Source organism: Streptomyces sp. NPDC002088 (assembly GCF_040296605.1).
Classification (GTDB): domain Bacteria; phylum Actinomycetota; class Actinomycetes; order Streptomycetales; family Streptomycetaceae; genus Streptomyces.
This window is the reverse complement of record NZ_JBEOXO010000008.1, coordinates 333,986-347,460: the sequence shown is the minus strand read 5'-3', so window position 1 is coordinate 347,460 and position 13,475 is coordinate 333,986. Positions and strand designations below refer to the sequence as shown.

Sequence of the window (13,475 nt, the reverse complement as noted above, 5' to 3'; positions counted from 1 at the left end):
GGCCCTAGGTGAGCAGCTCGTCGAAGCCGCCCTCGCGGGCCAGCCGCTCCAGCTGGTCGAGGGCGGCCACGGCGGCGGACGCGGCCTCCGGGTCCTTCTCCGTGAGGCCGCTCTCCTCGAACTCGTCCTCGTCCAGCCGTCGTATGTCGCTGCCGTCGGCGGAGCGCCACAGGTCCAGGTCGAGGTCCTCCACGACGAGTTCGGTACCGGAGAAGGTCGCCGGGCGGGCGATGTCGCAGTACCAGCCCTTGAGCTCGCCCGAGGGACCACGGACCTCCATCACCGCGTACCAGAGGTCGCGCCAGTAGTACTCCGTGAAGACGTCGCCCGGTTCGAAGCGCACGAAGCCGAAATCGCGCACGGCACCGCCCGCGAAGGGCGCGCGCACGACGATCCGGGTGCCGTCGTCCTGGAGCAGCTCCGCGGGGTAACGGATCTTCGTCCGGCCGCCCTTGACGAGGACGACGTCCACCCAGCGGGCCGGGTCAGCCGAGTTCGCGGACATACCGCACCTCCGTCCCGCAGATCTCGTACCCGAACCACTTGTTGATCGCGAGCATCGGGCCGTTGCCGGCGTCGTTGCCCGTGAACGCCTCCGTGTACCCGGCCGCGCGGGCACGGTGCAGGGAGGCGGTCTTGGCGAGCTTGGCGAGGCCCCGGCCGCGGAAGGCCCGGGCGGTGCCGGTCATGGCGCTGGCGTAGCGGGTGGCGCCGTCCGTGTGGGCCGCGCTGAAGGCGACGGGGCGGCCGTCGACGACCACGACCGTGGTCACGTCACGGTCGAGGAGCGGGTGCTTCCAGTTCTCCTCGACCCAGGTCTCGTAGTCCGTGAACTCGGTGTCGATGTCGCTCGGTTCGTCCGACGTCGTCTCCGCGTCCAGCTCGAACAGCGGGCGCGGGTCGTCCGCGAAGTCGGCGGCCGTGCGCAGTTCGACGCCGGGCGGAGGGTCCTGGAGCGGTGGCAGGGTGCCGTTCGCCAGGTCCAGCCGGAGGAAGTGCGCGGACCGGCTCGCGCGGTAGCCGTGCCGCTCGGCGAAGGCGCGGTTGGCAGGCTCGTCGAGGACCCAGGAGAACAGCCTGGTCGCGCCCTGCGCGGCCAGGTGCTCCTCGGCGGCGCGGACGAGGAGCCCGCCGGCGCCGCGGCGGACCCGGTCCGGGCGCACGTAGACGTTGAGGAAGCCCTGGCCCGGCTCCGGGCTGTCGTGGGCGAGGCCGAGCTGGGCCGTGCCGATCACCTCGCCGTCCTCCTCCACGACGAGGCACCGGAAGCGGGCGTCCGGGTGGGTGTGGACGAGCCGGTGGACGACGGCGTCCGGGGTCCACAGGATGAACGGGAGGGCAAGATGGCGGACATGGGCGAAGGCCTCGAGGTCGGGGCGGACGTCGGGACGCAGGTCGCGCACGATCACAGTCATGCAGCCGCACGCTACGGGGGACCTGCGCCGGGACGCCTCTCATTTTCGGGCGGGGCACGGGCGGCGCACGGGCGCGTGCGGGACAATCACCCCGTGACCTTGAAGATCGACATCGATGACAGCGCCCCGCCGTACGAGCAGGTACGGACGCAGATCTCCGCGCAGGCGCGGTCGGGGGTGCTGCCGGTGGGGTACCGGCTGCCGACCGTGCGCGGACTGGCCGAGTCGCTGGGCCTCGCGGTGAACACGGTGGCCAAGGCGTACCGGGCGCTGGAGGCGGACGGGGTGATCGAGACACGCGGGCGGCACGGCACATATGTCGCGGCGGCCGGGGCGGCCGCGGAGCGGGAGCTGGCGGCGGCCGCGCAGGCCTACGTGGAGCGGGCCCGGCGGCTCGGACTCACGGAGGCGGACGCGCTGGCGGCCGTACGCGATGCCCTGCGGGCGGCGTACGACGGGTAGGGAGTTCAGTGGAGGGCATGCTGACGCACGCCCTCCGGCGTACGCGTCGGCGTCAGCCCCGTCGCCCTCGCCGCCCGTGCGAAGACCCCCGCGTCCTCGACCGCCGCCCCGCCCGGGTCGTTGTTGAAGTACGCGTACACGTCCCGGTCGTCGGACCACGTGTCGGCGATGCGCTGGGCCCATGTCGACAGGGCCTGGCGGCCGTAGCGGGGCCAGGGCCGGGCGCGGCCCTGGTGGAAGCGGACATAGCCCCAGTCGGTGGTGCGCCACAGCGGGGTGACCGGCCGGGACCCCGCGTCGGCCCAGCACAGGGCCGCGCCCCGGGACTCCAGCACCTCGCGCACCTCGGGCGTCCACCACGAGTCGTGGCGGGGCTCGACCGCGATCCGCGTGCCCTTCGGGAAGCAGGCGAGGCACCTGTCCAGCAGCCCCGGATCGGCGCGCAGGTTCGGCGGCAGCTGGAGGAGGACCGGGCCGAGGCGGTCGCCCAGGCCCGCCGCGTGGGTCATCAGGCGGTCGACCGGCTCCTCGGGGTCCCGCAGCCGCTTGATGTGGGTGAGATAGCGGCTCGCCTTGACCGCGACCACGAAGTCCGCAGGAACCCGGTCGCGCCAGCTCTCGAAGGTCTCGCGGCTCGGCAGCCGGTAGAAGGCGTTGTTGATCTCCACCGTGGCGAAGTGCGTCGTGTACTCCTCCAGCCACAGCCGCAGGGGCACGTCGGCCGGGTAGAGCACGTCGCGCCAGTCCCGGTACTGCCAGCCCGACGTGCCCACGAACAGGGTCATACCTCCATGAAAACACTCAGGGCGCCAGAGGCGGTCGCTGAGATGTCGCCGGAGATGCCGCTAGAGATAGAGCCCCGCATCCGCCGCGTCCCGCGGCTCCGGCACCGAGGTCGGTGACGTCCCCCGCCGCAGCGCGTACAGCTCCGCCAGCGTCGCCCCGTCCCGGCCGACCCCCTCCTCCGTGCCCAGCCAGTTCACCGCCTCCGCGCGGGTCAGCGCGCCGACCTCGATACGGGCCAGACAGCGGCCGGGGCGGACGACGGCCGGGTGGAGACGTTCCAGGTCCTCGTTGGTCGTGACGCCGACGAGGACGTTGCGGCCCTGGCCGAGCAGGCCGTCGGTCAGGTTGAGCAGGCGGGACAGGGCCTGGCCGGCGGTGTGCTTGGCCTCGCCGCGGATCAGTTCGTCGCAGTCCTCCAGGAGCAGCAGCCGCCAGCGGCCCTTGCCCGCGGAGTCCTCCTCGCCGATCGCGATGTCCATCAGATAGCCGACGTCACTGAAGAGCCGCTCCGGGTCCAGGACGCAGTCCACCTGGCACCAGTCCCGCCAGGAACGCGCCAGCGTGCGCAGCGCCGAGGTCTTGCCGGTGCCGGGCGGCCCGTGCAGCAGGAGCAGCCGGCCGGCGATGTCCTCGGGGGTCGTCTTCATCAGGCGGTCCATCGCGTCGGCCACCGGTGCCGTGTAGTTGGCCCGCACCTCGTCCCACGTGCCCGCCGAGATCTGCCGGGTGGTGCGGTGCGGGCCCCGTCTCGGGGACACGTACCAGAAGCCCATCGTCACGTTCTCCGGCTGCGGTTCCGGCTCGTCCGCCGCGCCGTCCGTGGCCTGGTCCAGGACCTTCGCCGCGAGCTCGGCGCTGGTCGCCGTGACCGTGACGTCGGCGCCCCGGTTCCAGCGGGAGACGAGGAGGGTCCAGCCGTCGCCCTCGGCCAGCGTCGCGCTGCGGTCGTCGTCGCGGGCGATGCGCAGCACCCGGGCGTCCGGCGGCAGCAGCGACGCGCCGGACCGTACGCGGTCGATGTTCGAGGCGTGCGAGAACGGCTGCTCGCCCGTCGCGAAGCGGCCGAGGAACAGCGCGTCGACGACGTCGGACGGGGAGTCGGAGTCGTCGACGTTGAGCCGGATCGGCAGAGCGTCGTGTGGGTTCGCGGACATGCCGCCATGATCCGGCACACGGGCGCCGAGTGCACCCGGTTTCCGCGGTGCGCGTTGAAGTGTCGGCTGCGTTCCCCACTTCCGGTGTGTCCCTTCTGCGCCCCTTCTCCGCCCCTCTGTATCTCCTCCGTCCTGTTACAAGGGTGTGCCATGCCAACACCTGCCCGTACGCCCGTTCCCGCCGTTACTGTTGCCCTTGATGGGACGTCATGGGTGGAATTCGGGGGCACTGCGGTGGCGGCTCACCGCGCTGCTCGGCGTGGGCGTGGCCGCGCTTGCTCTGATCGTGACACTGATCAACACACTGCCGGGGGGCGGCGGCGGCACCGCGGGCACCACGCCCGACGGCGACAAGGTGCACGGCACTCCCGCCACCCCGAAGGAGGTCGCGAAACCCGAGGTGGGCTGGGGCTTCACGCACACTCAGTTCAGCGCCGACGAGGGCAGCGGCGCCGCCACCCGGCGGGTCGAGGGGCTGCTGTCGACGGACGGGGGCCTGCCGCAGAACCAGGCCATCATGGGCTGGGGCGCCGACAACCCCGAGCCGGCGAAGGGGCGTTACGACTTCGGCGCGCTGGACCGCCGTGTCGACTTCGTGCGGGACTCCGGCGGCACCCCGGTCATCACCCTGTGCTGCTCACCGGACTGGATGAAGGGCGGCAAGGCCGGCACCGGCAACACCGACTGGAGCCAGTCCGCCCTGGAGACCGCCCCGCGGCCCGAGCACTACGCGGACTTCGCGGCGCTCGCCGCGACCGTCGCCAGGCGCTACCCGGACGTACGCCACTTCATCGTCTGGAACGAGTTCAAGGGCTTCTGGAACAACACCGAGGGCCGCTGGGACTACGAGGGGTACACACAGCTGTACAACCTCGTCTACAACGCCCTGAAGAAGGTCGACAAGGACATCATGGTCGGCGGCCCGTACCTGGTGATGGACAGCGTGGACCCGCGTGCGGAAGAGGCCTCGACGACCGTCAAGGGCAAGTGGGGCGCCATGGACCAGCGGGTCCTCGACGCCTTCGACTACTGGAACAAGAACAAGGCCGGCGCGGACTTCGTCGTCGTCGACGGCTCCAGTTACACCAAGGACGACGACCTGCTGCCCGACGAGTTCGGCGCCACCGACAAGTTCACCGCCGTCGGCGAGTGGGTACGGCGGCAGACCGGCGACCTGCCCCTGTGGTGGGCGGAGTACTACGTCGAACCCGCCGACGGCAACGACGACCGCAAGGGCTGGTCCGAGACCCGCCGCGTCGCCGTGCAGGCCGCCGGAATGATCGCGATGGTCAGGGGCGGCGCCTCGTCCGGTTTCTACTGGAACCCGGAGGAGGAGAAGGGCACCGACTGCCCGGGCTGCCTGTGGACACCGACCAGCAGCGGGGGCGGCGGCGGGGAACTGCCCATGTACGGCCTGGTCTCCCGGTTCGGTGCGGCGTTCGGGCCGGGCACGAAGTACGCGACCGTGTCCGTCGCCGCGGACGACGTGCCCAACGTCCGGGTCCTCGCCACCGACAAGGTCGTCCTAGTGGTCAACACCCTCGACCGGCCGATCAGCGCGCAGATCGACGGCAAGCGGTTCGAGATGCAGGCGTACGAGGTGAAGTGGCTCACCCGGTGAGCCCTTGGGCCCAGGGGCCCTGGACCCGCTGGGCCCGGTGAGCCACCCCACCTCGTACGTCGCTCACTTCATGGTCAGGAACCGCTGCACCAGCGCCGCGAACAGCACCGCCAGCAGCGGCAGCGCGAACCAGAAGCTGCTCTGCAGCCACCGCAACTGCCGCACGCTCGGCCGCATCGCGACCCGGGCCACCTCGCGCGCGGTCAGCAGCATGATCAGCGCGACGGCCGCCAGCGCCCCGACGACCGACCAGGGCGTCCAGGTGATCTGCGGGCCGATCGGGCCGGGTTCGGCCTTGGCCACCTTGCCCGCCGGCTGCTTGCGCAGCGCGTACATGGTCACGTCGTCGTTGACGAGGACCTTCTTCAGCTCCTGCCGCTGGTCCAGGTTCTCCAGCAGCCGCGGCTCCCAGGTCGCCGAGTAGCCCACGTCCAGCTGGAGGTAGACGACCTGGCTGCGGTTGACCATCAGGTACGAGTTGGGGCCCGCGTCCTTCAGCGCCTTGACCAGGCCGGACACCAGCACCGGGTCGCTGGGCGCCAGTGTCGGCACGTACTGCACCTTCTCCATGTCCTTCGCGCCCCACGGCATCGCGGGCGTCACGTTGTTCACGGTGTCATTGCTCAGCCACAGCAGGCGCACGGTCGGGTCGTCGTGGGCGTAGACGTAGTCCATGGCGGTGACCTCGCCGGGCCGGATCCGCTCGAACGGCTCGTTGCCCCAACGGGCCACCAGGAAGCCGCCCATGAGGATCAGGCCCGCCAGGAGCGCGGCCATCGGGGCGAGGCTCATCCGGTCCTTGTCGCGTTCCTCGGCGGTGATCCCGGTACGCGGGAACAGCGCGAGTCCGGCGAGCAGGGCGGCGCCCGGCAGGGCGAACATGAAGACGCGCAGCGCCATCTCGCCGCCGTAGGACTGCATGCCGAAGCCCAGGAACGGGACGAAGGTGAGGACGAGCAGCGACCGCTCGCGGTACTTGTGGTAGCGCCGTCGCCACCAGCCCCAACAGGCGAACGCCATCACTGAGCCGGCCAGCAGCACGCGCGTGTAGAGCACGAGTTTGTGGGTGGAACTGCCGCCCTGGATACGGCCGGAGACGGACGTCGAGACATTGCTGCCGACGCCACCGACCCCGCCGAACAGCTCGTCGAAGTGTCCGGACCAGTACGGCTCGGCCATGAAGCCCACCCATGCCGCCACGATCACGGCGAACAGCAGGGGCAGGCCGCGCAGTTCGGAGCGGCCGAGCAGGACCAGGACCGCCAGTACACCCAGCATCACGAACGGGGTGAGCTGGTGGGCCGGGACGCTCGCCGCGAACAGGCCGATCAGTACGCCGAGCAGGACCGCCTGCTGGCGGTGGTTGGCCGGCTCGACCTCCGCCTCGCCGGGCCGCCGCTTCGTCCAGAGCACGCGCGGGGCGCGGAACCAGACGAGCAGGATCGCCACGAAGGCCAGATAGAGGAGGTAGGTGAAGCCCTGCGGGGAGAAGTAGTCCTGGCCGACCCAGCCGCTGAGCACGAAGATCCAGATGCCGGTCCACTTGGCGCGCCAGCTCGCCCGCATCGAGCGCACCAGCAGGAACATCGGGGCCAGGTAGAGGAGTTGGATGGCCAGCGGCCACCAGCGGATGAGCTCGGTGTAGTCGGTGACCCCGCACGCCTTCAGCACGAACGTGGCCGCGGCGAAGAAGCCCGGCCAGCTCCAGCGCGCGTCCAGGTCGGGCACGGCCGAACCGTTCCGGTCGATGTAGTCGAGGAAGCCGAGGTGCTGCCAGGCGGTCGCGAACCGCGGCTCGGTCTCGATCACGGCGGGCAGCGCGTGCAGCGAGACGACCGTCGCGAGCAGCGTGACCAGCAGCAGCGCCTTGTGCTCGCGGCCCAGCCAGAGCAGCGCGGCGAAGACCCCGATCAGCAGCGCGGCGCCGATCAGCGTCGGCAGCGGCAGGACCGAGATCAGCCCGAGCCCGCCCATCTCGTCGAGGTCGGCGTCGCCGAGGCGCAGCGCGGGCACCCAGTAGAGCAGCAGCGCGGCCACCAGCAGACAGCCGAGGACCAGACCGAGGCGGGTCGGCAGCAGGCGCTCGCGCCAGGAGCGCGGCGCATCGGGTTCACGTACGGACGGATCCTCGGGCACGGGGGGATCTTCCCGTACGGGCGGATCCTGCCGTGCGAGGGATGCCTCCGCCTCCCGTACGACGGTCTGGTCCGCCTCCGAGGCCGCGTCGAGTTCACGGTCCAGGTCGCCGAAGCCCGCGTCGAAGTCCGCCCCGAACGGGGCGTCGATCTCCGTGTCCTTCCGGAGCGCGGCGTCGGCCGGGCCGAGCAACGCCTCCGACCCCGGCTGCCGCTCCAGCGCCCGGGTCGGCCGCTCGGTGCCGACCACGGGTGTGCCGGTGGGCGGGGTGCCCGGGCCCGGTCGGACGTCGGGCCGGCGCTCCTGGTGGTCGAAGTCGACGTGGATGCCGAGGGCGAGGGTGTCGGAGTCCAGCGCCCAGGCGGGCCTGCGGAACGCGCCCGGGGCGGGGACCTCGCGCGCCCCCAGGTCGGCGAGGTCCCCGTCCGGGGCGGCGGTCTCGGGAACCGCGGTCGGCGCGGCCCTGACCGTGCGGTACAGCCTGGGTGCGGCGAGCGTCACGATCACCGCGAGGCTGGAGATCTCGGCCACGCCCGCGCCGGTCAGGCCCATGCGGGGCAGGAGCAGCAGCGTCAGACCGAGCACCAGGACGCACAACAGGCCCTGCAGCCAGGCGAGTGGGCCGGTGCGGCTCTGGGCGCGCAGCACCGCGAAGTACGTCTCCATGACGACCCGCAGCACCGCGCCGACGGCGAACCAGCGCAGCAGCGGAGTGGCCGCGTCCGCGTAGCCCGCGCCGAAGACGCCCAGGATCCAGGGCGCGCCGACGAACAGCACACCGGCGACCGGCAGCATGATCCGGGCCATCCGCTTCAGCGCGGCCCGGGTGTTGACGGCCAGCTGGGCCGGATCGTGCGAGCCCTCGACGGTCAGTGAGGCGCCCATGTTGATGGCGAGCAGGTTGACCGTGCCGCCTATGGTCGTGGTGATGTAGAAGTAGGCGTTGTCCTCGGAGCTGACCTGCGAGGCGATGATCACCGGGACGAGGTAGACCACGGCGAGTGAGAACAGCGAGCCGGTGTAGTCGCCGGCGAGGAACCGTCCGATCTCCTTCAGGGTCGGCGGATTCGCGTGGTCCTCGGTCGCCTTCACGTGCCGGGGCACCAGCCGGCGGAACACCAGCCAGCCCAGCGGCACCACGGAGGTGGCGATCGCGGCGACCCAGGACACGAAGACGCCGGTCGTGGGGATCGCCACCGCGAACGCGACGAGCAGCCCCAGCTTGACGGCGGAGAACACGGTGTTGCCGACCGGCACCCACAGCGCGCTGCGCAGCCCCGTCAGCACACCGTCCTGGAGCGTGAGCAGGTTCCAGGCGACGATCGCCGCGATGAAGCCGAGGCCGTTGAGCGGTCCGTGCAGGAAGCGGTACGACGGCCCCCACATGTCCAGGGTCAGCAGGAAGACGCCCGCGGCCACCGCCACGACCGCCGTACTGCCCGCGTACGTACGGAAGATCAAGCGGCCCGTGGCCCGCCCGGCGACCGGTATGAAGCGGGCCAGCGCGCCCGTCAGGGTGACCGCGGTCAGGCCCGCGAGGAGCTTCATCGCGGCGATCGCGGCGGAACCCTGGCCGACCGCCGACTCGGAGTAGTAGCGGGCGGCGGCCAGCCAGAAACCGAGGCCGAGCACCGCGGAGATGCCGGTGTTGAGCATCAGGGCGTAGGCGTTGCGGAACAGCTGGTTGCCGCCGCCTGGGGACCTGCCCAGACCGGGCAGGCGCAGCCGGCGCGCCGCCCGCTCGGGCGCCTCGGTCACGGTCGACGCTTCCTGGGCTGTGGTGGTCGTCGTGTCAGACACGGGAACGGCTGGCCTTCCGGCGGATCTGGCGGGATCTGCGGACCATCGCGTACCCCTTGGTGAGGGCACGGTCCCTGGCGAAGGTACGGGCGATCGTGCGGCCCTCGACGAGCCGCTCGAACTCCTCGATGCCGGTGCTGCGGCGCACCGTGACGCGTTGCAGGGCGTACGGCCCCTGGCGGCGGCGGGCGAGACCGTTGCCGACGGCGAGCGCCTGGGCGAAGCCGTGCGAGCGGACTGCGTTCCGCACCCGGCGGCTGGAGTAGCCGTAGGGGTAGGCGAACGACACCGGCAGGGCGCCCAGTTCGTCGGCGACGATGTCCCGGCAGCGGGTCACTTCGCCCCGCAGGGAGTCGTCGTCGAGCTGGTCGAGCTGCGGGTGGCTGTGGCTGTGGCCGCCGATCTCGACGTCCGCGCCCGCGAGGTCGCGCACCTGGTTCCAGTCGAGCATGGTGTCCAGGCCGCCGCCGGTGTCGTAGGCGCCCCGGATCCAGCCGGTGGAAACGAACAGCGTGGCCGCGAAGCCGTGTTTGGCCAGGACGGGCAGGGCGTGCCGGTGCACGCCCTCGTAGCCGTCGTCGAAGGTGATCAGGACCGGGCGGGCGGGCAGTGGCCGGCCGGACCGCCAGCGGGCGGCCAGGTCGGCTGTGGTGACCGGGGTGAGGCCCAGGTCGCCGACGAGTGCCATCTGTTCGGCGAACGCCTCGGGGGCGACCGACAGGGCCCGGGTGGCGTCGTTCGGATCGGCCGCGACCGCGTGGTACATGAGGATGGGCACGCGTGGCTCAGTCATGTGCTTCCCCCGTGCTCCCTTGGGTCGTCTTTTCGATCCGCACCACCGAGAAAGTGGCCCCGCCCCTGCGCGTCCGGGCGCGGCCCACCACGTACCCGCCGGCTGCCGTGAGCACCCCGGCGACGATCGCGCCGGCGCGGCCCGCGCCGCCGGGCCGGGCGAGCAGCGCGTCCCGCAGGCCGCGTGCCACCCCGGCCGGCAGGACCCGGGTCGTGTACCGCCGCTCGGACTCCAGGCCCTTGCCGGCGCCGACGCTCCGGGCCACCAGGGCCTTGGACAGGCCCTCGGCGTAGGCGCGCGTGCGGAAGTACCCGAAGTGCTCGCGCGCCTCGGGCACCCGGTGGTGGATCACCGCGCGGTCGTCGATCAGCAGGACCGCGTCAGGTCTGGCCCGGGTGAGACGGATGCACAGCTCCGTCTCCTCGCAGCCCAGCGGGCGCCGGTCGCCGTCACGCCCGATGCCGGTGGCGAAACCGCCCGCCGCGTCGAACGCCGTACGACGGAAAGAAGCGTTTCCGCCGAGGACGTTGCGCACCTGGACCCGGCCCGGGGGCAGGCCCCGGTACGTACAGCCCACCACCCAGTCGAACTCCTCGGGGAACCAGGCGGGCCGGCGCCCCGACGCCCAGATCGGCACCGTGCGGCCGCCGACCGCCAGCACGCGCGGGTCGGCGTACCCCTCGGCGAATCGGCGCAGCCAGTTCCGCTCGGCGACGGCGTCGTCGTCGAGGAAGGCGATCACCTCGCCGCGGGAGGCGGCGATGCCGGTGTTGCGGCCGGCGGACAGCCCGCGCGGACCCGCGTTGGCGAGAACCCGGACCGCCCCGGTTTCCTTGTACTCCTTCGTCAGGCGGTCCTGGAGCGCCGGGTTGTGGTCGACGACCAGCAGCGTCTCCAGGGCCGGACGGGACTGCGTGCGTACGGAGGCGACCGCCGCGAGGATGTCCTCCCAGCGGTCCTCCGTGTAGACGCAGATCACGACGGAGATGTCGGGACCGCTCAAGACACCTCTCCCCGGACCGAGTCGAGCATCGGCGAGTGGTGGGCCTGCCGGCGCAACTCCCGCCGGTTCGAGCGCTCCTTGAGGATCACCTTCAGCACCCGGAACCCGTCCCGCACGGCCCGCAGATTGCTCGCGCCGTGGATGCGGAGGTACTCGTAGCTCGGTATCTCCTGCACCTTCAGACCGGCCTTGACCACCCGGATGTTCATCAGGGTCTCGACCTCGAAGCCCGTGCAGTCGAGGTCGATCTTGTCGAGGCAGTGCCGCCAGAACGCGTTGTATCCGTAGCAGAGGTCGGTGTAGCGGGCGCCGAACTTGCGGTTGACGACCGTGCACAGCGCCCAGTTGCCGAGCTTGCGGATGAAGGTCATGTCGTCGGTGCCGCCGCCGTTGGCGAAGCGGGAGCCCTTGGCGAAGTCCGCGCCCGAGACCAGGGCGGAGACGTACGAGACGATCTCGTTGCCGTCGGCCGAGCCGTCCGCGTCGACCATCACGATGATGTCGCCGGTGCACGCCTCGAACCCGGTGATCAGGGCATCCCCCTTGCCCTTGCCGTGCTGCTCGACGACCCTGACGCCGGGCCACAGCCCGCGGGCGACCTCGACGGTGTCGTCGGTGGAGTTGCCGTCGACCAGGACCACTTCGTGTATCCAGTCCGGAAGGGTCTTGAAGACGTACGGAAGGTTCTCCGCCTCGTTCATGGCCGGTATGACCACGCTCACCGGTGGCGTGATGGCCAGGTGAGAGGAGATCGGCCGGTAGCTGCCGGCCGTCAGCGGATCCTGGCCCGAAGTGGGCGGGCGCAGAACTGAGCTCATGAGTCTGGTCCCTCTCGTCCGGTGGACCGCCCGCCCCTGGGGGCAGCCCGGTTTTGTGTCCGGTTCGAAAGGGGGGTTTCTCATCCACGGCACGGCGAAATGGCTCTCCGTGCATGCGGATGAGCTGGCAAAGCTGGCCGGCCCGCCAGGAAACGGCAGCCGGTCGCGCGGCACGACTCGGCGACAAGTGCGCTCACCGAGTACGGCACCCCCCTACCGCGCTCCGCCCCGATACGCCGCGGCCCTTGGTCCCTCCCCTGAAGCCGTGTGCCGACGGACCGATGCGGGTGAGATGTACGACGGTATTGATGATTGAACCCATATGGCAAGACCTGGAACGTGGCCTCACGTTTTTGTTGGTTTGGTCGTTGCACAACTTTGACGGTATTGCTCAACGGCTCGAGCGGAAATGCCCCATCCGCTTGAGCAGCCTGTCCGCCGGCTCGAAGAGCTCCGGACGGGACAGCACCACATTGCGCAGCGCCCGGACCGGGGCACGCCGTGCCCGGTGTCCGACCGCCACGGGGTGACGTCGTGTCACCCACCCTTCGGACACGGCGAGTTCGCGTGTCTTCAGGGAGTCCTTGTACTCCTTCTGGCCCCGGCCGAGATCGAGGTACGCGATGCCGTCGGCGGCGGCCGCCTCGGCCATGCGCAGATGCAGGATGAGGCCCGGGGAGTACTTCGAGAACGCCGGGTCGTACGCCGGGAACCAGCAGGCCAGTACGCGTTCGGTGCGCAGCCCGAAGTGCGCGGCGATCGGCTTGCCGTCCGCGTAGAGCACCGACAGGATCCCGGCGAACGGCTCGGAGCGGGTGTGGAACAGCTGGTGCACGAGGCGGGTGATCCACTCGTGCGCGAAGCGGTCGCTGCGCCCGGTCCGCCGGTACTGCGCGGACTTCCACGCCATCAGGGTGCTCAGGGCGGCCGGGTCGCGCTCGTCGTGGACGTACCGCACGCCGTCGGCGTCCCGGCCGAGCTTGCGCTCCTTGGCGAGCGTGGTCCGGGTGAACTTCGGCGACTGGGCGCGCAGCTGGCCCAGATAGGTCTCGTAGCCCTGGTCGACGTCCATGACCGGGGACGGGAAGGTGCCGGAGGCTCCCGCCTCGAACGGCTCCTGGCCTTCCACCAGGTGGTCGAACTCCCACACGGCGAGCCCGCAGGCCCGCATCAGCTCGCGGGCGTCCCAGACGAACCCGGGCCGGTGCACCAGGCCCTGTGCGTCGGAGACTCCGAGGCCGACGGCTCTGCCGACGCCTGCGGTGGTTCTCTGGAACGGGAAGTACGCGGCCGGCTCGCCGTCCTCCCGGACGACCGCGATCCGTACGCCCCGTCTGACCCGGCCCATCGCGAGCGTGAATTCGGGGGACAGGAACGGGTTCGCGAGACCGGGCGCGCCGTGCAGATGCGCCTTGGACTGCATCGCCGTCCACGCCGCCCGGTCGGCGGCGCTCAGCTCGCCGGGACGGTACACGCTGATGTCCACG

General features: G+C 71.3%; 11 protein-coding genes. 2 read left to right on the top strand and 9 right to left on the bottom strand.

What is annotated here, in order from left to right:
• Positions 1-4: 4 nt before the first annotated feature.
• The gene (locus ABT114_RS20140) at positions 5-505 is read right to left on the bottom strand and encodes a ribonuclease FAU-1 family protein (protein WP_351144159.1); all 501 of its coding nucleotides are present in this window, start codon (positions 503-505) and stop codon (positions 5-7) included.
• Positions 486-1,415: a GNAT family N-acetyltransferase gene (locus ABT114_RS20135; protein WP_351144158.1), complete on the bottom strand. Its 930-nt coding sequence runs from the start codon at positions 1,413-1,415 to the stop codon at positions 486-488. The genes ABT114_RS20140 and ABT114_RS20135 overlap by 20 nt, the downstream gene beginning before the upstream one ends.
• A 93-nt stretch (positions 1,416-1,508) precedes the next feature.
• Between ABT114_RS20135 and ABT114_RS20130 the strand changes: the two genes are divergently transcribed.
• Positions 1,509-1,877, top strand: a complete 369-nt coding sequence (locus ABT114_RS20130) for a GntR family transcriptional regulator (protein ID WP_351144157.1) — start codon at positions 1,509-1,511, stop codon at positions 1,875-1,877.
• Positions 1,878-1,882: 5 nt separating this feature from the next.
• Here ABT114_RS20130 and ABT114_RS20125 read toward each other — a convergent pair whose 3' ends face one another.
• Positions 1,883-2,662 carry a DUF72 domain-containing protein gene (locus ABT114_RS20125; protein WP_351144156.1) on the bottom strand — a complete coding sequence of 260 codons (780 nt, stop codon included), beginning with the start codon at positions 2,660-2,662 and terminating at the stop codon, positions 1,883-1,885.
• 60 nt (positions 2,663-2,722) lie between these two features.
• Entirely contained in the window at positions 2,723-3,817 is a 1,095-nt protein-coding gene (locus tag ABT114_RS20120; protein ID WP_351144155.1) for a DUF5925 domain-containing protein, read from the bottom strand.
• A 199-nt stretch (positions 3,818-4,016) separates the two neighbouring features.
• On the opposite strand from ABT114_RS20120, the gene ABT114_RS20115 reads away from it, so the two are divergent.
• Entirely contained in the window at positions 4,017-5,438 is a 1,422-nt protein-coding gene (locus ABT114_RS20115) for a GH39 family glycosyl hydrolase (protein WP_351144154.1), read from the top strand.
• A 63-nt stretch (positions 5,439-5,501) separates the two neighbouring features.
• On the opposite strand, the gene ABT114_RS20110 is transcribed toward ABT114_RS20115, so the two are convergent.
• From ABT114_RS20110 to ABT114_RS20090, 5 genes are all read right to left on the bottom strand, one after another.
• Positions 5,502-9,374 carry a polysaccharide biosynthesis C-terminal domain-containing protein gene (locus tag ABT114_RS20110; protein ID WP_351144153.1) on the bottom strand — a complete coding sequence of 1,291 codons (3,873 nt, stop codon included), beginning with the start codon at positions 9,372-9,374 and terminating at the stop codon, positions 5,502-5,504.
• Entirely contained in the window at positions 9,367-10,167 is an 801-nt protein-coding gene (locus ABT114_RS20105) for a polysaccharide deacetylase family protein (protein WP_351144152.1), read from the bottom strand. Before ABT114_RS20105 ends, ABT114_RS20110 begins: the two co-directional genes overlap by 8 nt.
• Positions 10,160-11,170 carry a glycosyltransferase family 2 protein gene (locus ABT114_RS20100; protein ID WP_351144151.1) on the bottom strand — a complete coding sequence of 337 codons (1,011 nt, stop codon included), beginning with the start codon at positions 11,168-11,170 and terminating at the stop codon, positions 10,160-10,162. Before ABT114_RS20100 ends, ABT114_RS20105 begins: the two co-directional genes overlap by 8 nt.
• Positions 11,167-11,988 carry a glycosyltransferase family 2 protein gene (locus ABT114_RS20095; RefSeq protein WP_351144150.1) on the bottom strand — a complete coding sequence of 274 codons (822 nt, stop codon included), beginning with the start codon at positions 11,986-11,988 and terminating at the stop codon, positions 11,167-11,169. Before ABT114_RS20095 ends, ABT114_RS20100 begins: the two co-directional genes overlap by 4 nt.
• Before the next feature lie 391 nt (positions 11,989-12,379).
• Complete coding sequence (locus ABT114_RS20090) at positions 12,380-13,474, bottom strand: GNAT family N-acetyltransferase (RefSeq protein ID WP_351144149.1); 1,095 nt, start codon at positions 13,472-13,474, stop codon at positions 12,380-12,382.
• Between the last annotated feature and the right edge of the window lies 1 nt (position 13,475).